Source organism: Streptococcus cristatus (assembly GCF_008369405.1).
Classification (GTDB): Bacteria; Bacillota; Bacilli; order Lactobacillales; family Streptococcaceae; genus Streptococcus; species Streptococcus cristatus_G.
Map to the genome: position 1 here is coordinate 56,565 of NZ_VSJJ01000010.1, position 20,154 is coordinate 76,718.

Sequence of the window (20,154 nt, forward strand, 5' to 3'; positions counted from 1 at the left end):
GTTATTTGCTTTTAAAAGAGGGAATGGGAAAATTCCCCACTCCCCTTCATTTCTTTTTTCCTTACAAAACAGTCCTACTCATCCTCATCATCTGATAAGCCTGCTAAAATATCATTGACTTTAACGATATTTTCGACTGCATTTTTCGGATAGTCAACATCAGCTCCTGTCAGAGAAGCATTGAGAAACTCAATCACCATCGGCAGATTCATGCCGACGTACAAGTCAATGTCCTTACCTTCTAAAATAAGGCGACTGACTACATTACATGGTGTGCCTCCCAAAAGATCTGCAAAGACAATATAGTCTTCAAAATCCTTGACCGTATCTAAAAACTTAGCTGTGAAATCATCTGGTCCCTCCTCTGGCAACAAGGCAACGGCATGAATATCCGCTTGAGGTCCCATAATCATCTCAGTCGTTGTTTTCAGCTCTTCACAAAAGCGACCATGACTAATCAAAATTAATTGTTTGCTCATAATTTACACCATTATGCCATTCCAAAGAAGAAGTGACCAAACGCTGAGAAAGCAATCGCTGCAAGAATGATGAGCAAGATAGCTTTTGTAGAGTTCATACCCTTACGTCCAAGCAACCAGAAGATTACACCTGTGATGATGGCTGGTACCAAACGTGGGAAGATGAGGTTAAGCATATCTTGAATTTCAATCGCTTTGTCCCCGATGTGTGGAGCCCAAGAAACTTCAACACCAATCATGCTGGCAATCAGGGCACCAACCATGAAGACACCAAGTACGGATGCAGCATCAATCAAAGCTGTCAAAGTACTTTGCATATTGTTGACGAGGTTAACCCCTTCTTTATAGGCAAATTCCAATTGTTTCCAACGGAAAATATCGTAAGCAACCGCAACAGCAATCCATAGGAAGATACCGGCTGGGTTTCCCGCAACCGCCAAAGTTGCTGCGATTGAACCCATAATAGCTGGTATCAATGATCCAAAGATTGAGTCTCCAAGAGGAGCGAATGGCCCCATGAGACCTGTCTTGATACCATTGACCGCATCTTTTGATTTCACACCATCTTTTTCTTCCAAAGCAAGGTCGAAACCAGTGATAATGGTGTGGAAGAACGGTGAAGTATTGAAGAATTGCGTATGCAATTTCATCATTTCTTTCAGTTCAGGTGTACCGTCTCCATACATTTTACGCAATTGTGGCAAAATCATGTAAAGGTAACCAGAAGCCTGCATACGCTCATAGTTCCAACCCAATTGGAAGGTAAACAAGCTACGTTTGTTAATCTGTTTAAAATCTTCTTTTGTTAGTTTGTAATTAGAATTCGTCATCTTCAATTTCCCCGCTTTCTGATTCAGTTACTGGAGCAGCTACGACTGTACGTTGGCTGTTTTTGAAGTGTTGTACTGCAAGGAAGACACCGATGATGGCGATACCAATCATAGATACACTCTTGAAGTTGTTAACAAAAGTAATAGCTTGTTCTTTTGGAAGTTTAGAGAACACTTCAGAACCAACAATGCTAGAGACTGCAGCACCAAGGCTTTGAACATTACTGTAAAGCACTGTCAACATAGCTGTCAAGCCAAATCCAAGTGCCAAGTAGTGAAGGTTGCGTTTAACTGGAAGATAACGAAGCAAGATTGCAAATCCAAGACCTGGAAGCATTTGACCTGCAAGTTTCAGACCGTTTGCCAACCATTGTACATTAGCAAGACCTGTAACAACAGTTTCTACAAAAGCTCCACCAAAGGCAAGAGCAAAGAAAACTGGGAGGGCGCGAGAAAGAGCCCAAGGAATCGCACCAAGGAGATAGTTGCGTTCGATGCCTTTGTAATCAAAGCGTTCAATCGCAGCATCTACACGGTGAGCGAAGTAAGTTGTAGTCATACGACCAAGAATATCAAAGTATGTCAACAAAGTTGCTACCGGCACAGCGATTGTTGCAATAGCAAGCTCTGGATCAAGACCTTGAGCTACTGAGAAGGCAGTTGCAAGAACCGCACCAGAAGTAGCGTCAATACGAGACGCACCACCGAAGGTACCAACACCGAGTACTACCAATTGAAGAGAAGCACCGATGAAAAGACCTGTACCCATATCTCCCATAATGAGACCCGTGATAAATCCAGCAAATACAGGGGAACCTGCTGAAGAAACGATCGTCAACTCATCACAGATTTGATAAGCTGAGTACAGAGTGAGTAGTAAAATTTGCCACCATTGTATCATGACAATGACCTCCTAAAAATTTTTCCTTATTTTAACAAATTCATAAAATCCGCAATCGGATCATTTGGAACCATCTGAGCTGTCAGCTTCACTCCTTTTTCATGCAGCTTGTGGAAAGCTTCCACATCTGCATCTACCACATTGATGGAGCGAGTGATTGGACGAGTTTCGTCTGACTGAGACATATTTCCGACGTTCAATGTTTCCAGTGGAACACCAGCTTCTACCAAACGAAGGAAACGGTCTGGTTTGCGAGCGACGATAAAGAGTCGCTGTGAGTCATACTTACCCGCCAAGATGTTTTCTGCTGCTTTAGCGACTGGCAAAATGCTGAGCTTCACTCCTGGCGGTGTTGCCAGCTTGAGTCCGCTCTTTTCGATAGCATTTTCAGCTACCTCATCATCAATCACCATAATGCGCGAAATGTTGAGTTTGGTAGTCCAGAGATTGGCTACCTGTCCGTGGATCAAACGTCCATCGATACGTGCACCTACTATTGTCATAAATTTTCCCCCTTTATTGTTTTAAATGTAGGTTGTTTAACTAATTGAATGCATTCTTTATATTCCCCTTCCGTTTCAAAAATGATAATGCGGTTACTTCCTTCTTTCAGAAGGCTATGCGGAATATAAAGCGATAAGGTTGGTCCGACATTCCAGAAACGGCCGATATTGACGCCATTTACAAAGGCAACGCCCTTCCCAAAACCGGACAAATCTAAATATGTGTCTTTAAGCGCTTTCATTTCGAAGTCAAAAGCATAGAAAGCCGGCTGCTGGGGCTGCCATCCTTTTGAAAAATCGATGTTTTCTGTGTTTTCAAAAGAAAGTGGATACTGCTGCCAATTCAGCAAGAAGTGCAAATCCTTGCAAACACCCGTCCGAATCCCTTTTCGCTGTGTATCTGCCAAGAACTTATGCCCGTAGTTGACCCGCCCCATGTTTTCCATGAGGATATCAATACAGTGGGTGGCTTTCTTTTCCCCAGCAACAAAGATATCTTGACCAATCTCTGCTTGATACTGGGTTGCCATAAGCTTGCCGTCCACAAAGAGCTGCATCCGGTCTCGCCCGTCAATCACCCGAATTTTTTCCTCATCCGCATCCCAGCTGGCTTCTGTACGGTAAAGCAAGTAGCCATAGTTCTGCCCCAAATCCTCCATTTTGACAGGATAGAGACTCTTCACTGGCTGGGCCAAATCAGGCAATGTCTCAAACAAACTCACCTTCTCACTCAGAGCAATGTCTCTCAATTCAAAAGATTCTTTTGTGAGCGGTTTCATTTGTAGGTACTCAGGGTAGTAGGTCTCCATCATTTTTTGCACTGCAAAATATTTCGGAGTTGGATTTCCCTGTTCATCGAGCAGGGCATCATAATCATACGAAGTCACCTGTGGTAAATCCGTCACCCCTCTGGCCGAGCAGCCATTCATGAAACCAAAATTGGTACCGCCATGAAACATATAGAGGTTGATAGAGCCTTGTTTTAGAACCTCATGGACAGCTTGAGCCAGTTCCTCAGGATCCCTTTTGATAATTGGCTCTTTCCAACGATTAAACCAACCATCCCAAAACTCCATACACATGAGTGGCCATTTTTTGCCATGCTCATCAAAGAATTCCTGCATCTGGGCAAAATTATAATCTGCCTTGGAGCCGAAATTTCCTGTAACAAATAAATCTTCCTCAATCAGCGTGCCAGCTTTCAGCGTCGCCCGCCAAGGACCATCCGATGTAAAGAGCGGGCAATCAAGACCTCGATCCAACATCATCTGCCGAATCACTCTCAGGTAGTCTTTATCCTCCCCGTAAGAGCCATATTCATTTTCCACTTGCATCATGAGGATATTCCCACCCTTGTCCAAGAGCCTTGGAACCAACCGAGGAAGCAACTCATCATAGTAGTCTGCAACAGCTTGGAGATAGCTGGCATCAGAAGAGCGGATTCTCATATCCTCATTCAAGAGCCAGGCTGGTATTCCGCCAAATTCCCATTCCGCACAGATAAAGGGCGAAGGGCGAACGATGGCATATAAACCTAAATCCTGAGCCGTCTGAAGAAACTTCTCAATATCTAAAATCCCCTGAAAATCAAACTCTCCTTTTTTAGGCTCGTGCATATTCCAAGGAACATAGGTCTCAACTGTATTGAAGCCTAGAGCTTTCAGATTGTAGAGTGAGTGATACCAGTCTTCCGGCTGAATCCGAAAGTAGTGAATCGCTCCCGACAAAATCTTAAACTCTTGACCATCCAAGTAGAAAGAAGAGCCTATTTCAAATCTCTTCATCTCCCCATTCCTCCTAGATTTAAAACGCTTTCATTTCTTATTAATATTAATATAATAAACTTTTACATAAATGTCAACATTTTTTTAAAAAATATGTTAAAATCAATATAGAGAGGGATAAAAAAAGAGAGGTGAGCACAATGGCTATTCCTAAATATCAACAAATCAAAGATGATTTGAAACAACAAATCATTTCTGGTAACTTTGAAAACGGTGATAGATTCTACACAGAAGCTGAATTAATCAAGATGTTCAACGTTAGTTCCATCACCGTTGTCCGCGCTTTGAACGAACTTGCGAATGATGGCTACATCATCCGTCAGCAAGGGAAGGGAACTTTTGTTTCACGCGCAAGAAAACACAAGCGTGTGGAATTCTCTGATATCGAAACTTTCCCTATCCAAAAGGATAAGGTGACTGTTCTGTCTATCGAACGTGGAAATGAATTGAGGATCTTGGAAAAACTAGAACTAACTCCGTCCCAGTTCTACTACAAGATTGACCGTATCAGAAGGACAGGCGATAAAGTCTATATCTATCACCAAACCTACATTCCTGAACAGTACATCAATCCAAACTATCCAGATTTGGACTACTACAGCTCGATCTACAATCGCTTCAAGACGGATTATCACATCCACATGAATGATGAGTATTTCGAAGAAACCAACGAAATCGTCTTTCCAACGCCAAAAGACATTGCCAAGACTTTAGAAATCGATCCAAACTTCCCAACTGTGCATCAAGTCAAGATCACAAAACTGGAAAATACTGGACAAATCCTAGAGTACAGCGAAACCTACAAGCGTGGCGATTTCTTTAAAATTAAATTTATTTCTTCTAGTCGCGATCATTAATCTGAAAAACGATGGTTCTCATGAGCTGTCGTTTTTCATTTCCTGACCAACTAGCCTATCATTATTATAAACCTATCTATACCAATTTGCAAGGCATTTGAACGATTTTTGTTCAATAAAAATCAAAAAATGACAGAAAATAAACAGAATTTTTTAATTTCGTATATTTTTTAAGTATTCTAGGACTGAAAACCAACAAAAACGAAACTTTTATAATACATTCGAGAATAATAAAAATGAGAGTGGGACAGAAGTCCCAGCCTCTCAATTGTCTTTGGATTGTCGAGCAAGACGCAGTGGTTGAGTGGGCTCTACTACGCTGATTTCATCAGCTTTTACAGCCCTACTCAACTGTGCGGAGGTGGGACGACGAAATCGAATTCTAACGAATTACCGATTTCTGTCCCACTCTCATCTTTTTTTGTTTAATCTAAGCCTAGACGCTTGAAGATTTCATCCACGCGCTTGGTATAGTAAGTCGGGTTGAAGATTTCATCAATTTCTTCTTGAGTGAGGCGTGATGTTACTTCTGGATCTGCTTCGAGGAGCGGTTTGAAGTCTACTTGATTGTCCCAAGACTGGGCAGTCTTTGGCTGTACCAAGTCATAAGCCTGCTCACGCGTCATGCCTTTTTCAATCAAGGTCAACATCGCACGTTGGCTAAAGATAAGACCGAAAGTTGAGTTCATGTTGCGGATCATGTTTTCTGGAAAGACGGTTAGGTTCTTAACGATATTTCCAAAACGGTTGAGCATATAGTCAATCAAGATGGTTGTATCTGGCGTGATAATCCGCTCTGCTGATGAGTGAGAGATGTCACGTTCGTGCCAGAGAGCCACGTTTTCATAAGCTGTCACCATGTGACCACGGATGACACGTGCAAGACCTGTCATGTTTTCAGAACCGATAGGGTTGCGTTTGTGAGGCATTGCTGAAGAACCTTTTTGCCCCTTGGCAAAGAACTCTTCGACTTCGCGCTGCTCAGACTTTTGCAGACCACGGATTTCCGTCGCCATACGCTCAATAGACGTCGCAATCAAGGCCAAAGCAGAGAAATATTCAGCGTGGAGGTCACGCGGCAAGACTTGGGTCGAAATCTCCTGCGGACGGATGCCTAATTTCTCACAGACATAGCTTTCCACAAATGGCGGAATGTTGGCAAAGTTCCCAACCGCACCAGAAATTTTCCCAGCTTCCACACCAGTAGCTGCATGCTCGAAACGCTCGATATTTCGCTTCATTTCGCTGTACCAGGTCGCAAGCTTGAGACCGAAAGTCGTCGGCTCCGCATGCACCCCGTGGGTCCGTCCCATCATGATGGTGAACTTGTGCTCCCGCGCCCGCTCCGCAATGATGTCAGTGAAGCGACGCAGATCCTCACGGATGATGTCATTGGCCTGCTTGTAGAGGTAGCCGTAGGCAGTATCCACCACATCGGTCGAGGTCAGGCCATAGTGCACCCACTTGCGCTCCTCACCCAGCGTCTCAGAAACCGCCCGCGTGAAAGCCACCACATCGTGGCGCGTCTCCTGCTCAATCTCCAAGATGCGATCAATGTCAAAGCCAGCCTTCTCACGAATCAAGGCCACATCTTCCTTGGGAATCTCACCCAACTCAGCCCAGGCCTCATCAGCCAAGATTTCCACCTCCAGCCAAGCCTTGTACTTGTTTTCCTCAGTCCAAATGTTCGCCATTTCGGGGCGGCTATATCTTTCAATCATGTTTAATTTTCCTTTCTTTTTATTTTATCAAGAGGCAAAATGCTTTTATCCTGAACTTAATTTTCAGAAACTCTCTTTTCTTAACTTTTTATTCTTTTATTTTCTTATATTTATTTGTAATCTTAGAGAATTTGGTGTTCTAAAATTGACAGGAGTATTCCTCATCCTCTTCTTCACTATTTAATTCATTAGGAGTATTTGGTAAATCTAGATGTCCAATAGTATCAGATATCCCTTGAATCGACTTTAATACCCTAGAATCTATTTTAGGCACTTGAATCTTATTGAATGCTGCTACCATGGATTTTAATCCAACATTAAGATTAACATTGTTAGCGTAAAAACTATCCATTGCTGGTTTAATCCCTTCTGATACTATTTTTACTAAATCAACTAAAAGTTCTTGATTGGAAATATCATTGACAAGTTTTCTAGTTGCTTCAAAATCCCACTTCTGAAGCATATTATTCTCAAGTATTTCTAATTCCATACTCACATCCGATAACAACGAATCTATTTTTTGGTAACGTTTGTAAGATATCATGTGAAAGTGCATAACATCATTTCTATACTCTCTAATTTTATCATAGTTGTTTTTAAGTATATCTTTCCCCTCATTATTGGTAAAACGCACAAAATGTCTTTCCCAAACAGTAATTGGTAGCGCAGTGTTTATCAATTTTTTCAGATCGTGATTACTTTTATTTTCAAAATTTTTAAAATGAATTGATAAGCTATTAATTTGATTTAAATTTAATTCGAAGATTAAAGTATGAAGTTCAGCCATTTGTAGATTTTCAATATATTGCATTGTATGAATTTTTGATAAATCTATTCTATTATTAGTCTCTTTCTTAATAATTTCTATAATATTTTCATCTTCCAATGGAGACAAAGCTAATACAAAAATTTTTCGTAAAATCGATTCATATCTTTGAAATTTAGGATAGAGCCTTTGTGAAAAATAAGTGGATAGATTATTAGATAGAACTGAATATTTTAAGTGATTTTTTCCTAGAAATTCAGTGAACTTTGAAAATAGACGCCCAAACTTTTTTGCTGAATTAAATTTATCCTTACTATACTCATAAATAAGTGAAATTTTGACTATCCCACTCGGTATTTGTTGTGTAATTACGGTAAAGTCATTACCTTCAAAAGAACATTTATATTTAGATAAATTATTCTTCTTAACTAATTTATCTATGTTGTCGGAAATAACATCTATTATTTCCGAACTAAGAAATAGTTCACCAAGTTTAGTTATACTAATATTTTTAGTTAATAATTCCACCTCAAATTTCATATGTATCCTCTAAAATTTTACTTCTCACTCAAACTCTTCTTTCCCAATCCAAACAGATGGATAGTGATCTAGTGTATTCAAGTCCGTTTCCGTCGGCAAATCATAAATTGCTAAATAGTTTTCGGGGTATTGAGCAACTAGCTCTTCATATTTGGCTTTCACTTTTTCGTGATTGCTACTAGCATACAAGACTTCTACAACAGCTCCAGCCTTATCCTTTTCAACAAAAGCATTAACGATGATTTGAATCATAGATTTTCTCCATTAAATTCTAAAAATTTTCTTCTTCCTCAGAATCTTCGTAAACACAAAATTCAATCGAAAGTTTTATAGGGCGACTTGTTAATCCAAAACTCTCTATATAATCATAGACCTCATCATCATCGCGCGTATGCTCTATAACTAGCTGATTATTTCTTATCTCTACAATATGAATACCTTCTGCATCCGGAATTTCTGGAATGACTACATCATCCGCATAAGTAAATGTCAGAGTAGTAATATCATCTTCAAATACATCATCAAATTCTTCTATCATTTTAAAAATCAATCCCTTCTAGCAGTAGTTGACTGACTTCTCTTGCTGACTTTATCAGCTACGACAAGCCTAGTCAACTTTGCAGGGGTAAGACAACGGACCTTATAACTGGGGTCCTGTCTTACTCCCCAAATTCAACCACACTATCCGGCGCATCACTAAACAAAGTCACATGTCCCATCTTGCGGTTGTGCTTCGCTTCTATTTTACCATACATGTGGAGGTGGGCGCTTGGATTTTCTGTCACATATTGTTCAGCGGTCTCGACATGCTGGCCGAGAACATTGAGCATAACGGCTGGCGCATGCAGATGGATAGCTGGCAATGGTGCTCCCAGAACACCTAAAATGTGGGTATCAAACTGGGAGAAGTCGCAGGCTTCAATCGAATAGTGACCAGAGTTGTGAGGGCGGGGGGCAATCTCATTGACAATGATATCATCAGCTGTCGCAAACATTTCCACACAAAGGGTTCCAGACAGGTTCAACTGTTCAGCGATTCGCACTGCCATAGCTTTAGCCTTGTCAGCTAGACTTTCTGAAATGCGAGCAGGCACAATGGTTTTAGACAGGATGTTGTTGCGGTGGATATTTTCCTGAACTGGGAAAACTGTTACATCCTTGCCATTTCCGGACACGATGACAGAAATTTCAAGGTCAAAGTGGACGAATTCTTCCAAGACACAGGCTGCTGAATCAGCTAGTGTACAGGCTTCCTCCAAGTCTTCTGCCGAGCGAATAACCTTTTGCCCATGTCCATCGTAGCCACCTGTCGCAGTCTTGAGAACATAGTTTTTCGACAGGTCAATATCTGCTAAATCTTGGCTAGAAGTCACGACCTTGTAGGGTGCCACGGTGACTTGGGCCTTGTTTGAGAGAAAGTCCTTTTCAAAGATCCGATTTTGAGAAATGCGGAGCAGGTCCGTTCCTTGAGGGAGCTGACCATCCTTGGTAACAGCATCCAAACCGTCCGCATCGACATTTTCAAACTCATAAGTGAGGACATCGCAACGCTCAGCCAGCTGACTCAGGGCGTCTACGTCATTATAAGGCGCGATGATGATTTCCGCCACGCGAGAGGCTGGGCAATCCGCCGCAGGATCCAGCGCGATGACCTTATGACCCATGTAGATAGCAGAAATAGCCATCATCTGACCCAGCTGACCGCCGCCGATAATTCCGATTGTTTTAGATGAGCTCATTGCTAGACTCCTCAGCGATTTTTCCTTGTTCTTCAGCAAAATCTGCTAGCGCTACTGCCAGGTCTTGGTCTTCAATGGCCAAGATCCGAAGAGCAGTCAGAGCCGCATTTGTCGCTCCTGCTTCCCCAATAGCCATAGTTGCCACAGGTACACCGCCCGGCATCTGCACAATCGAATAAAGAGAGTCCAGACCACTGAGCGCGCGTGATTTGACCGGTACGCCGATGACAGGCAGGGTGGTTTTAGCCGCTACCATACCTGGCAAATGGGCGGCACCACCAGCACCTGCGATGATGACCTTGATACCACGACTGCGAGCTTCTTCCGCATGTTGAAACATGAGGTCGGGTGTACGGTGGGCAGAGACGACTTTCTTTTCGTAGGCTACACCGAAGCGATCTAAAATTTCAGCTGTTTTTTGCATGGTAGCCCAGTCGGATTTGGAGCCCATGATGATGGAAATAATTGGTTTCATATTAAGATACAAAGGGACGATTCGCTTGCGAAAAATCCCGTAGAAAAATAGGAAAACTAACGACGACGTTACGTCTAGGCAGTTTTATCTTTTTTCCTAGGGATTTAGTCCCGTGTTCAGTTAGGAAGACTAACTGAATACTCCTTTCATACAGTTTTTTATTGCGACCATTATCGTATTTGGCGACTGCGTCGCTTTTACACTCTTATTTGTTTGCCTTGCTTCCTATATCCGTTCGGTAGAAGAGGCCCTCTGTTTTTTGTTGGGATAGTTCTTGGTAGATGGTTTCTTGGGCTTCTTTGACGGTGTCTGCTGTGGTGACCAGCATATAGACACGGCCGCCATTTGACAGCAGTGCTCTGCCATTTTCCGCAAACTTAGCCCCTGCATAGTAGGTGATGATATCGCCGTCGGTTTTGGCTGGCAACTTGACACCTTTTTCATAGTCTAGCGGGTAGCCATTAGATGCGACAACCACACCCAGAGTCACACCCTTGTCCGTCCACGTGATGTTTGGCTCCTTGCCATCAAGAATATCCGTGATATTTTGCGCAAAGTCAGAGGTCAATCTAGGCAGGATAATCTGAGTTTCAGGATCTCCAAAGCGAGCGTTGAACTCGATGACTTTAGGTCCATCAGCTGTCAAAATCAAGCCTGCGTAGAGCACGCCCAGATAAGGGCGACCTTCTTTGATCATGCCCTCAAGGACTGGCTTGATAATAGTGTCAACCGCTGTGTCAACCACACTCTGTGGTAAGTGAGGGACTGGCGCATAGGCACCCATCCCACCAGTATTAGGACCCTTGTCGCCATCATAGGCACGTTTGTGGTCCTGAGCTGTAGGCATGATGTAAAACTTGTCACCATTGACAAAGGCAAAGAGAGAAAACTCCTCCCCGTCAAGGAATTCCTCTACAACTACCCGCGCACCCGAATCGCCAAATTTATTGTCCAGAAGCATATCGTGAGCTGCTTCGACTGCCTGCTCAACTGTCTCAGCAACGACCACGCCCTTGCCTAGAGCTAGGCCGTCCGCCTTGACGACGATAGGAGCACCCTGCCTCTCGATATAGGCCTTAGCCTCCTCAAAGTCGGAAAATGTGCCATAGGCTGCTGTCGGCACACCGTATTTAACCATGATTTCCTTGGCAAAATCCTTGGACCACTCCAGCTCCGCAGCTAAACGAGATGGGCCGAAAGCCTTGAGCCCAGCTTGGTTAAAATCATCAACAATCCCAGCAGCAAGGGCATCATCTGGCCCGATAAAAGACCAAGCAATGTCATTTTCCTTTGCAAACTCTATTAACTTAGAATGTTCGGAAATAGAGATGTTTACTAACTCCAGCCCATCCAGAGTCATCCCATCATTCCCAGGAGCAACAAAGACTTTTTCAACGTCTTTTGACTCAAGCAACTTCTTAGCAATCGCATGTTCACGACCACCCGAACCAACGACTAAAAGCTTCATAGCTAAAATACCTCAACGTTCATCATCACAGGTGCTTGCGCACCAAACTAACACATCACGTAAAAATCACTATATTTTTTACGAATTATTTATCTAAATTATATCACAATCGTTCGCTTTATTCCATGATAAGCAGGAAAAGAAGAGAAATAATCTACTTTTGTTAGGGATATCCATCTCTGACAAATAAAATCTACCTATATTATTTTTGATATTTTGACTATTTCATCCTTGTATTTCAAGCAGCAAAGATTTGATGATACTAAAATAAATTAGAAATTCATATTCCAACATCTTTTAAAATTTTTCTTTTTTTATATTTTTTCCCGAATAATCTAAATGGAATCATCCAAATTACTTATTCAAAGGAGATTTATGAAAAAATATCAGAAGCTGTTTTTATTATCCGGAGCAGTCCTTGGGCTGTTTGCTAGTCATTCCACGGCTCAAGCTGTTGCATCAACTGAAGCTGGAAATAAAGTCCTAGGCCCCACTGATCGTGCCAGCAATGTAACCGTCAATGTCACTGGAGATACGGCACAGATTCATTATGCCCGCTCCAAGGCTCAGGTTCCCTATACCATTTCCCACGCAGTCTGGTCCGATGAAAATGGGCAGGATGATTTGAAATGGTACACTACGCCTCAGACATCCAGCACAGCCATTGACCTCCGGCAGCACGCTGGCTATGGCACCTTCCATGTACACACTTACATCAAGATAAATGGAAAAATGATAGGCTTGAATGGTACGACTTTCACTGTTAATAAGCCTGCGGTTAAGGTTTCTACTAATATTGTCGGACAAACTGGCCAAATTCACTTTAAGCGTAACAAAGACCAGATAAACTCTCGCATTTTACATGCGGTCTGGTCTGATGAAAACGGACAAGATGACTTAAAATGGTACAATGCCGGACAAGATATAACTGAATTTGCACTTTCTAATCACAAAGGTTATGGAAAATATTTCGTAGATACTTATGAAAACAAAAATGGCAAAATGATTTACCAATCGGGCACCACTTTACATCTAGAAAAACCTAATCCGACCATTCAGACAAGCTTCCCTGAACCTGGCATTATGGAAATTCTTATCAAAAATCTTCCTGAATCCATGTATAAGGTCACTGTCCCAACCTGGTCTGAAAATAAAGGGCAAGATGATTTACAATGGTATCAAGCAAAGAAAAATCCTGATGGCAGTTATAGCGTCAGAGTCGAGCTGAAGAAACACAATTACGATACGGGAACTTACCATATTCATCTCTATGGAGAAAGTTATGTCAAGCCTGAGTTAACAGGATTAGCAGGAACAAGTGTTACGCTGGATGCTGGAAAAATGCCTTCTCAAAAAGACCAAAAACCGCTTTTCTCTGTTGAAAATATCAATCAGGAAGAGGGAACCTACACTGTAAAAGTAACCGAAACTGCAGCATCTAAGCCAATTCAATCCGTCCGTGTGCCTATCTGGAACGCTCAAAATCCAAGTGCCATCAAGTGGTATGAGGCAAGCAACAATGGAGATGGGACTTTTACTGCACAATTCAATATCCGCAACCACCAAGCCTTATCTGGAAGCTACACCAATCATATCTACGTTAAGTACAAAGATGGTAGCGAGCATAGCTATGCGACAGACAGCGTCACCCTCTCTGCTGAAAATATCAAATCTAAGGTTTCTGTCAATAAAATTTCTACCTACAATTACGAAGTGACTGTTTCCGATGCTTTCGGACCAGGAACCATTTTTCTACCAACTTGGTCAGAGGTCAACGGCCAGGATGATATCAAATGGTACACTGCTAACAAAGCGGGTAATGGCTTGTATAAATTTACCATCAATACGCAACAGCATGCTGGAAATGGAGTCTTCCATACACATGTTTACCGTAATCTCAATGGACAGATGACTGGACTTACAGGCACCAGTTATCAGGTTCAAAAACCAACTACGCCTGAGCCAACCCTCTACACCCCTGATTATGCGGGAGCCTCCTCTTATCCTCATGGACAGTGTACTTGGGGAGCAAAAGTACTGGCTCCTTGGGCTGGTCCTTACTGGGGCAACGGCGGCCAATGGGCAGCTAGCGCACGCGCAGCTGGTTTCCGGACAGGAAGCACCCCACAAGTCGGAGCCATCATCTGCTGGACCGATGGCGGCTATGGACATGTTGGTGTTGTCACCCATGTCGAATCCAACACCCGCATCCAAATTAAAGAATCCAACTATGCAGGCAAACAGTACATTGGCAACTTCCGTGGCTGGTTCAATCCTTACGCCGCCGGTCAAGGAGCTGTCAGCTATATTTATCCAAAATAAATTCACTAAAAAAACCTTGGTTTTATCAACCAAGGTTTTTCATCTGTTCAAGTCGAATTCGATTTCTTACTTCGCTAGTTTCTTTTCTAAATAGGCAACAATATCTGCGACATTTTCAAAGCGATCAACATCTTCATCTGAAATTTCAATCGCAAACTCATCCTCTAAAGTCAGGATAAATTCCATTAAGTCAACAGAATCAGCGCCTAAATCATCTTTCAAGCCCAAAGTTGGCTGGACCACAAAGTCCTCTCCCTGACGTTCTTGGATAATTTCTGTTACTTTTTGATAAATTTGTTCTTGATTCATTCTCTTTCCACCTCTTTTGAAAATTCTACCACAGATTTTCCGACAACATCTGTCTCCAGCATGGTCCGAATCTGACGAATGGTGCTATATACAGCTTTGGTATCGCTAGAGCCATGTGTCTTGACTACTGGCGCCTTAAGACCAAAGAGAACGGCCCCACCAGCACTGGAGTAGTCCAGACTCTTGCGCATTTCCTGTAGGCTATCTTTGAGCAACAAAGCTCCTAGCTTAGCCTTGAGACCGCCGCCTAGCACAGATCTTTTGAGCTGGCCTAGGATACTAATGGCCGTTCCTTCGATAGACTTGAGCACAGCATTGCCCGTAAAGCCATCTGCTACGACAACATCTGCCACTCCATCCATAAGGTCACGCGCCTCCACATTGCCGATGAAATTCAGCTTGTCATCCGCTGCCAGCAAGGCATAGGTTTCCTTACGCAGAGGGTCTCCCTTGCTGGCTTCCGTGCCATTATTGAGCAAACCAACCCGTGGCTGCTTAATTCCACGGACATTTTCCGCATAAAAAGAACCTAGGATAGCATATTGATGCAGATGGTGAGGGGTATTTTCAGCATTTGCCCCCAGATCCAGCATATCAAAACCGCGACCATCCACAGTCGGTAAAGTGGATAAAAGACCCGGTCGGTCAATATTTTTAATCCGTCCGACGATAAAGAAGCCCGCCGCCAAAAGCGCTCCTGTATTACCGGCAGACAGAACCGCATCTGCTTCTCCATCCTTGACTGCCTTGGCTGCCAAAACCATGCTAGCCTGCTTCTTCTTGCGAATAGCCTTGGTCGGCTCATCATCCGAGTCAATCTTTTCATCCGTATGGACGATGCTGACGCGCTCTGTCGCTGTCAACAGAGGTTTAATCTTGGCCTCATCCCCATAGAGAACAATCTCAATATCCGAGAAGTCTCTCAGAGCCTGATTGGCACCTTCGACTAAAGCCTGAGGGGCATTGTCTCCGCCCATGGCATCAATAGCTATTTTTTTCATGCTGTTCTTCCTCATGTTTGTCTTGTAAAATGCTGCCCCAGTCGCCCAGAGAGTCGATAAATTTCTTTGATTTAAGATGAATGCCTACATATTCATCATAGAGTTGATCTATAAAGTCCCTGATCTGTCGCTTGATTTCAGGCCTGAGCGAAATTGTCTCCAGCTCACTAAACTGAACCGCCTGAAACTGATTGAGCAAAAAAGGAATATTGGGATTGAGATGACTGCGATGAGCATCCTTGTGATAATGCTCTGGGCAGAGCACCCCGCCATATTGAAAGGAAAAATCAAAAGGCAGACCTGTCCGATGACAAAAAACACAGTCATGGAAATTCAGAGAGACCCCGAAGCGAGATAAAATCTGAATTTCAAAGATATTTGTCAAAACCTCATAATCCAGCCCTTGATTCATCAAATCCAGTGTCTTCTGCAGGAAGGCAAAGAGGGCTGGATCTGGCTGATTGTCCTGAATACTAGCATCCGCTAGGGCTGCCACGTAGCTAGCATAAGCCATGACAAAGAGATCGCCCTTGATTTGCCCATAACTTTCCACAGCTTGGTAATCTTCGATATAGCTGAGTCCGTCGTCATTGATTTTCATCAAGAGTTCTGCCGTCGTCAGAGGCTGGATGACTGGTGCCAGCTTAGATTTTCCAGCATGTTTCACGAAAAACATTCGCTTGCCAGCCTGTTCCGTAAAGATCTTGACCAGCTTATCATCTTCCCGGAAATTCCGATTATAGAGAATCAAACTCTTGCTCGTTAACGGTCTAAGCATGCTCTTTCATGTACTCCTTGAGCCGTTTCAAAGCTTTCTTGATGGTCTCCATACTAGCTGCATAAGACAGGCGGATATAGCCCTCTCCGTACTGACCAAAGGCCGCTCCTGGGATAAAGGCCACAGCCTTCTTCTCAGCAAAATCCTGCAAAAAAGCAAAAGAATCTTGATTGTAGCCCTCTGGAATTTTGGCAAAAATATAGAAAGCTCCAGCTGGCTTGATAATCTGATAGCCCAGCTCTGTCATTTTTTCGATAATATAATCCCGCCGCTGGATGTATTCCGTCTTCATCGGTTGAGCATCATCTTTACCAGCTGTCAATGCCTCAATAGCTGCATATTGAGCCATGGTGTTGGCTGCTGTCACTAGATACTGATGGCTCTTGATTAATTGAGCTGTAAAAGCAGCCGGTGCAAAGATAAAGCCCAATCGCCAGCCCGTCATAGCATGAGACTTGGACAAGCCATTGATCACGATGGTCTGCTCAGGCAAATATTCCGCCAGAGAAACATGTCCCTGCTCCGTATAAGTCAACTCAGAGTATACCTCATCACAAACAACAAATACTTCATACTTGCTCAATACTGCTGCCAAAGCCTCAATCTGCTCTCGCGAATAAGTCACGCCAGTCGGATTGGCCGGATAGTTCAAAATAACCGCCTTGAGCGCATCCCCCTGCTCCAAGATAGCCTGCTCTAGCATTTCAGGGGTCAAGACGAAGTTGTTTTCTGTCGTATCAATCTCGACAATCTCTGCCCCGACCAAATTGACAATCGGCTCATAGCCTGGATAAGCTGGCGCTGGTAGCAAGACCTTGTCGCCCTCCTCCAGAATAGCCGTCAGAGTCGCAGACAGAGCCTCTGTTGCCCCAATAGTGACTAAGACTTCATCTTCTGGACGATAGTTCAGATTGTACTTCTCCTTGACAAAGTCAGCCGCAGCCTGCCGCAGCTCCAAAAGTCCGCTCATTCCTGTATAGTGGCTCTGATTGGCATCAATAGCTGCCTTGGCCGCCTCCTTGATATGATCCGGTGTCGGAAAGTCTGGCTCGCCCAAGGTCAGCCGCAGAACACCTGGAATCGTAGAAATAGACTGGTCAAACTGACGAATCAGAGACACTTCAATTTTATCTAAATTCTTATTAAACTTCTTAGTCAAATCCATAGCCGCCTCCGATAATCTAATAGAACTATTATACTATAAATGTAGCACCTGCGCAAAAATCCATCTGATTTATAGATAGAAAAACAAAAGAGTCTGGGACAAAAGTCCTAGCCTCTCAATCGTCTTTAGATTGTCGAGCAAGACGCAGTGGTTGAGTGGGCTCTACTGATTTCATCAGCTTTTACAGCCCTACTCAACTGTGCGGAGGTGGGACGACGAAATCGAATTCTAACGAATTACCGATTTCTGTCCCACTCTCTTATTCACGAGTTGCTTTATAAGTAAGCTCATTCCCATGCTTAGCTAGGAAATCTTGCAGTTCAGAGTCTGGGATTTGGCGCAGATAGAGGTTAGAGCGAATCGTCTCATCCTCTTCACGACAAGTAGAAAGAACAACATACTTATCGCTAGCTTTAATCTTGATATTTGGATCTTTTGTACGAGCCGCTTCATAGATATTCTTCAGCTGAGTTTCAAAATCCTTATCGTCATCAAACTTAATCCGATAAAAGGCAGTCTCTTCTGGGACGATTACCAAGCCCATTGCTTGATAGTAAAGCTTACGCTCTGGTGTTTCAATGACAACATACTTATGCTGATCTAGGTATTCCTGTTTATCATAGTAGTTTACATCATTAAACATGCGGTGGTCACCAACCTGACTTCCACGAGCATGCCCAAAGAGCCAAGTCAAACGGTCACTAAAGTCTTTTTTGTTTTCAGTATCCATGAAAACAGTCCCCAGATAAGGCTCATTTCCACCTTCAAAGGTCTTATCCAAGTAAGTTGAGTTGTCGCCTGTCTGTACAACTGGCTCATCCAATTCTGTACCTGGAGCATAGACATAAGCCACCGTTTCAGGATTGATCCCTTTCAAACCATTAAAACGATTGGTCAGGTATTCCTTTTCTTCCTTACTTGGCGTGTAGGTCGATGCTTTACTTACCTGATTGGTTGATGGTGTGGTAGCAGAATTTGAAGAAATTGCCTGCTGAAGGAGAAAAATCCCTGCAAAAATAGCAACAACTAAAGCTCCTAAACCACCAAAAAATTTCCAATCTTTCTTCTGTTGTTTTTGTCTTCTTCTCATAGATAAAATTCCTATAAAATCCTTCTAAAAAATATCACTGAACCAGAGGTCCAGTGATATAAATTGTGTTAGTACAATTGTTTAAAACAAATTATTTAACAGCAGATGTTTTTGGAAGAGCTTTACCAGCTGCTTTTTGACCAGCTTTAGCGTCTTTACCAGCTTTACCAGCTTTAGATTCTGTACGTGCTGCTTCTGCTGCAGATGCAGGTGTAGTACCTTTATCTCCTGCTTTATCTCCAGCTTGGTTGTTCTTCACACCATGTTCTTCTTCGTAACGACGATTCTTTTGTTCTGGAGTTTCGTTCAAGATGTAGTAAGAACCTTGTTTCTTATCAGCAGTGTTGTATGTTGTTTGAGATTCTTTGATTTTACCGTTACGAACAGCATTACGAGCATCGTTCAATGCGCTTTCGTAAGCAGCTTTCTTTTCACCGTAAAGGTGTGATCCACCTTCAACAGCATCGAGTGCTTTTTTAGCTTCAACTACTGCTGGGTCTTGTGATGCGATAGCATCAACGTTATCTTGGTGACCACCAACATATTCGTTAGCTTTACGACCATTTACGAATTCAGTTTGGTTTTCATAAGCTTCACGTGAATCATACGCACCTGGAGTATTTGCTCCACCGTTGATTGAGTTTTCAGCAAACGCTGGTACTGCTAATGCGAACAATGAAAGAGCTACTACGCTAGAAAGTACAACTTTTTTCATTTGTTTTCTCCTTTTTTATATAAAAAACATTTTTTATTTGGTAACTATCGTTACTATGTATAGTATATGAAATATTTCTAAAATTGTCAAGTCTTTTACTAAAAAAATCTTGATTTAAGCACTTTTAGGCCTTTTTTTCTACTTCAAAAAGGGGTGAAAGTGGGCGTTTTTCATGGATTCGAACGATGGCTTCTGCCAAGAGATGAGCGATAGAAATCTGCTCAATCTTATCAATCAATCTCTCCTCTGAAAGGTAGATGGTATCTAAAACCACTAATTTTTTAATAGCTGATTTCTGGATATTTTCCATAGCTGGCCCTGACAAGACTGGGTGGGTACAGCTCGCATAGACTTCCACAGCGCCCGACTCTGCCAAAGCATCTGCCGCATGACAAATAGTTCCCGCCGTATCAATCATATCGTCTATCAGAATACAGGTCTTACCTTCTACCTTACCAATGATATTCATGACTTCACTGGTATTCATCTTATCAACGCTGCGACGTTTATCAATAATCGCAATCGAAGTCTTGAGAAATTCTGCCAACTTACGAGCGCGGCTCACACCACCGTGGTCTGGGCTGACCACCACATAGTCGCTACCAACCATGCCCCGACGCTCAAAATAATCAGCAATCAAAGGCGCTCCCATCAAATGGTCAACAGGAATATCAAAGAAACCTTGGATCTGAGCAGCATGCAAATCAATGG

Annotated in this window: 21 protein-coding genes; 2 read left to right on the plus strand and 19 right to left on the minus strand. The window is 42.8% G+C overall.

Features of this window, described 5'->3' with window-relative positions:
* Window positions 1-74 precede the first annotated feature (74 nt).
* From FXF62_RS09155 to FXF62_RS09175, 5 genes are read right to left on the minus strand one after another with little or no spacing between them, the layout of a single operon-like run.
* Window positions 75-479 carry a PTS sugar transporter subunit IIA gene (locus tag FXF62_RS09155; protein WP_149518491.1) on the minus strand — a complete coding sequence of 135 codons (405 nt, stop codon included), beginning with the start codon at window positions 477-479 and terminating at the stop codon, window positions 75-77.
* 11 nt (window positions 480-490) lie between these two features.
* Window positions 491-1,309 carry a PTS system mannose/fructose/sorbose family transporter subunit IID gene (locus FXF62_RS09160; protein ID WP_149518492.1) on the minus strand — a complete coding sequence of 273 codons (819 nt, stop codon included), beginning with the start codon at window positions 1,307-1,309 and terminating at the stop codon, window positions 491-493.
* A complete protein-coding gene (locus FXF62_RS09165) occupies window positions 1,296-2,210 on the minus strand; it encodes a PTS mannose/fructose/sorbose/N-acetylgalactosamine transporter subunit IIC (protein WP_015604193.1) in 915 nt (304 codons plus the stop codon). Before FXF62_RS09165 ends, FXF62_RS09160 begins: the two co-directional genes overlap by 14 nt.
* A gap of 26 nt (window positions 2,211-2,236) precedes the next feature.
* Window positions 2,237-2,713, minus strand: a complete 477-nt coding sequence (locus FXF62_RS09170; protein ID WP_149518493.1) for a PTS system mannose/fructose/N-acetylgalactosamine-transporter subunit IIB — start codon at window positions 2,711-2,713, stop codon at window positions 2,237-2,239.
* The gene (locus FXF62_RS09175) at window positions 2,710-4,497 is read right to left on the minus strand and encodes a glycoside hydrolase family 35 protein (RefSeq protein WP_149518494.1); all 1,788 of its coding nucleotides are present in this window, start codon (window positions 4,495-4,497) and stop codon (window positions 2,710-2,712) included. Before FXF62_RS09175 ends, FXF62_RS09170 begins: the two co-directional genes overlap by 4 nt.
* A gap of 140 nt (window positions 4,498-4,637) precedes the next feature.
* Here FXF62_RS09175 and FXF62_RS09180 point away from each other — a divergent pair, with 140 nt between their 5' ends.
* The gene (locus tag FXF62_RS09180) at window positions 4,638-5,354 is read left to right on the plus strand and encodes a GntR family transcriptional regulator (RefSeq protein ID WP_005591344.1); all 717 of its coding nucleotides are present in this window, start codon (window positions 4,638-4,640) and stop codon (window positions 5,352-5,354) included.
* Window positions 5,355-5,779: 425 nt separating this feature from the next.
* Here the strand turns inward: FXF62_RS09180 and purB are convergent, their stop codons facing one another.
* The 7 genes from purB to purD form a co-directional block, all read right to left on the minus strand.
* Entirely contained in the window at window positions 5,780-7,075 is a 1,296-nt protein-coding gene (purB, locus tag FXF62_RS09190) for an adenylosuccinate lyase (RefSeq protein ID WP_149518495.1), read from the minus strand.
* 139 nt (window positions 7,076-7,214) lie between these two features.
* On the minus strand, window positions 7,215-8,381 hold the full coding sequence (locus tag FXF62_RS09195) for a hypothetical protein (RefSeq protein WP_149518496.1): 1,167 nt from the start codon (window positions 8,379-8,381) through the stop codon (window positions 7,215-7,217).
* Between the two features lie 24 nt (window positions 8,382-8,405).
* Window positions 8,406-8,633, minus strand: a complete 228-nt coding sequence (locus FXF62_RS09200) for a phosphoribosylaminoimidazole carboxylase (RefSeq protein WP_149518497.1) — start codon at window positions 8,631-8,633, stop codon at window positions 8,406-8,408.
* A 19-nt stretch (window positions 8,634-8,652) separates the two neighbouring features.
* Window positions 8,653-8,919, minus strand: coding sequence for a hypothetical protein (locus tag FXF62_RS09205; protein WP_149518498.1), 267 nt, complete (start codon window positions 8,917-8,919; stop codon window positions 8,653-8,655).
* A 121-nt stretch (window positions 8,920-9,040) separates the two neighbouring features.
* Entirely contained in the window at window positions 9,041-10,120 is a 1,080-nt protein-coding gene (gene purK / locus FXF62_RS09210) for a 5-(carboxyamino)imidazole ribonucleotide synthase (RefSeq protein ID WP_149518499.1), read from the minus strand.
* The gene (gene purE / locus FXF62_RS09215) at window positions 10,107-10,595 is read right to left on the minus strand and encodes a 5-(carboxyamino)imidazole ribonucleotide mutase (protein WP_149518500.1); all 489 of its coding nucleotides are present in this window, start codon (window positions 10,593-10,595) and stop codon (window positions 10,107-10,109) included. The genes purK and purE overlap by 14 nt, the downstream gene beginning before the upstream one ends.
* Window positions 10,596-10,800: 205 nt before the next feature.
* Window positions 10,801-12,063 (minus strand): phosphoribosylamine--glycine ligase, encoded by a 1,263-nt coding sequence (gene purD / locus FXF62_RS09220; RefSeq protein ID WP_149518501.1) that lies wholly within the window; start codon window positions 12,061-12,063, stop codon window positions 10,801-10,803.
* 375 nt (window positions 12,064-12,438) lie between these two features.
* On the opposite strand from purD, the gene FXF62_RS09225 reads away from it, so the two are divergent.
* Window positions 12,439-14,385 carry a GBS Bsp-like repeat-containing protein gene (locus tag FXF62_RS09225; protein ID WP_149518502.1) on the plus strand — a complete coding sequence of 649 codons (1,947 nt, stop codon included), beginning with the start codon at window positions 12,439-12,441 and terminating at the stop codon, window positions 14,383-14,385.
* 66 nt (window positions 14,386-14,451) lie between these two features.
* Here FXF62_RS09225 and FXF62_RS09230 read toward each other — a convergent pair whose 3' ends face one another.
* The 7 genes from FXF62_RS09230 to prs all read right to left on the minus strand — a co-directional run.
* A complete protein-coding gene (locus FXF62_RS09230) occupies window positions 14,452-14,694 on the minus strand; it encodes an acyl carrier protein (RefSeq protein ID WP_015604177.1) in 243 nt (80 codons plus the stop codon).
* A complete protein-coding gene (gene plsX / locus FXF62_RS09235) occupies window positions 14,691-15,695 on the minus strand; it encodes a phosphate acyltransferase PlsX (RefSeq protein ID WP_149518503.1) in 1,005 nt (334 codons plus the stop codon). The genes FXF62_RS09230 and plsX overlap by 4 nt, the downstream gene beginning before the upstream one ends.
* Window positions 15,676-16,473, minus strand: a complete 798-nt coding sequence (gene recO, locus FXF62_RS09240; RefSeq protein ID WP_149518504.1) for a DNA repair protein RecO — start codon at window positions 16,471-16,473, stop codon at window positions 15,676-15,678. Before recO ends, plsX begins: the two co-directional genes overlap by 20 nt.
* Window positions 16,466-17,638 carry a pyridoxal phosphate-dependent aminotransferase gene (locus FXF62_RS09245; protein WP_149518505.1) on the minus strand — a complete coding sequence of 391 codons (1,173 nt, stop codon included), beginning with the start codon at window positions 17,636-17,638 and terminating at the stop codon, window positions 16,466-16,468. The genes recO and FXF62_RS09245 overlap by 8 nt, the downstream gene beginning before the upstream one ends.
* A gap of 259 nt (window positions 17,639-17,897) precedes the next feature.
* Window positions 17,898-18,728 carry a class B sortase, LPKTxAVK-specific gene (gene srtB, locus FXF62_RS09255; protein WP_149518506.1) on the minus strand — a complete coding sequence of 277 codons (831 nt, stop codon included), beginning with the start codon at window positions 18,726-18,728 and terminating at the stop codon, window positions 17,898-17,900.
* Window positions 18,729-18,819: 91 nt separating this feature from the next.
* The gene (gene abpA / locus FXF62_RS09260; RefSeq protein WP_149518507.1) at window positions 18,820-19,443 is read right to left on the minus strand and encodes an amylase-binding adhesin AbpA; all 624 of its coding nucleotides are present in this window, start codon (window positions 19,441-19,443) and stop codon (window positions 18,820-18,822) included.
* Window positions 19,444-19,567: 124 nt separating this feature from the next.
* Window positions 19,568-20,154, minus strand: a 587-nt coding sequence (gene prs, locus FXF62_RS09265) for a ribose-phosphate diphosphokinase (protein ID WP_149518508.1), incomplete at its 5' end; no start/stop codon positions are given.

Excerpts from the sequence above, each read along its gene's own strand:
- purE (WP_149518500.1), bottom strand. The coding sequence starts at position 10,595 with ATGAAACCAATTATTTCCATCATCATGGGCTCCAAATCCGACTGGGCT.
- FXF62_RS09175 (WP_149518494.1), bottom strand. The coding sequence starts at position 4,497 with ATGAAGAGATTTGAAATAGGCTCTTCTTTCTACTTGGATGGTCAAGAG.
- FXF62_RS09160 (WP_149518492.1), bottom strand. The coding sequence starts at position 1,309 with ATGACGAATTCTAATTACAAACTAACAAAAGAAGATTTTAAACAGATT.
- FXF62_RS09180 (WP_005591344.1), top strand. The coding sequence starts at position 4,638 with ATGGCTATTCCTAAATATCAACAAATCAAAGATGATTTGAAACAACAA.
- purK (WP_149518499.1), bottom strand. The coding sequence starts at position 10,120 with ATGAGCTCATCTAAAACAATCGGAATTATCGGCGGCGGTCAGCTGGGT.
- FXF62_RS09225 (WP_149518502.1), top strand. The coding sequence starts at position 12,439 with ATGAAAAAATATCAGAAGCTGTTTTTATTATCCGGAGCAGTCCTTGGG.
- FXF62_RS09195 (WP_149518496.1), bottom strand. The coding sequence starts at position 8,381 with ATGAAATTTGAGGTGGAATTATTAACTAAAAATATTAGTATAACTAAA.
- FXF62_RS09205 (WP_149518498.1), bottom strand. The coding sequence starts at position 8,919 with ATGATAGAAGAATTTGATGATGTATTTGAAGATGATATTACTACTCTG.
- recO (WP_149518504.1), bottom strand. The coding sequence starts at position 16,473 with ATGCTTAGACCGTTAACGAGCAAGAGTTTGATTCTCTATAATCGGAAT.
- FXF62_RS09155 (WP_149518491.1), bottom strand. The coding sequence starts at position 479 with ATGAGCAAACAATTAATTTTGATTAGTCATGGTCGCTTTTGTGAAGAG.
- srtB (WP_149518506.1), bottom strand. The coding sequence starts at position 18,728 with ATGAGAAGAAGACAAAAACAACAGAAGAAAGATTGGAAATTTTTTGGT.
- FXF62_RS09230 (WP_015604177.1), bottom strand. The coding sequence starts at position 14,694 with ATGAATCAAGAACAAATTTATCAAAAAGTAACAGAAATTATCCAAGAA.
- FXF62_RS09170 (WP_149518493.1), bottom strand. The coding sequence starts at position 2,713 with ATGACAATAGTAGGTGCACGTATCGATGGACGTTTGATCCACGGACAG.
- purB (WP_149518495.1), bottom strand. The coding sequence starts at position 7,075 with ATGATTGAAAGATATAGCCGCCCCGAAATGGCGAACATTTGGACTGAG.
- FXF62_RS09245 (WP_149518505.1), bottom strand. The coding sequence starts at position 17,638 with ATGGATTTGACTAAGAAGTTTAATAAGAATTTAGATAAAATTGAAGTG.
- purD (WP_149518501.1), bottom strand. The coding sequence starts at position 12,063 with ATGAAGCTTTTAGTCGTTGGTTCGGGTGGTCGTGAACATGCGATTGCT.
- plsX (WP_149518503.1), bottom strand. The coding sequence starts at position 15,695 with ATGAAAAAAATAGCTATTGATGCCATGGGCGGAGACAATGCCCCTCAG.
- FXF62_RS09200 (WP_149518497.1), bottom strand. The coding sequence starts at position 8,633 with ATGATTCAAATCATCGTTAATGCTTTTGTTGAAAAGGATAAGGCTGGA.
- FXF62_RS09165 (WP_015604193.1), bottom strand. The coding sequence starts at position 2,210 with ATGATACAATGGTGGCAAATTTTACTACTCACTCTGTACTCAGCTTAT.
- abpA (WP_149518507.1), bottom strand. The coding sequence starts at position 19,443 with ATGAAAAAAGTTGTACTTTCTAGCGTAGTAGCTCTTTCATTGTTCGCA.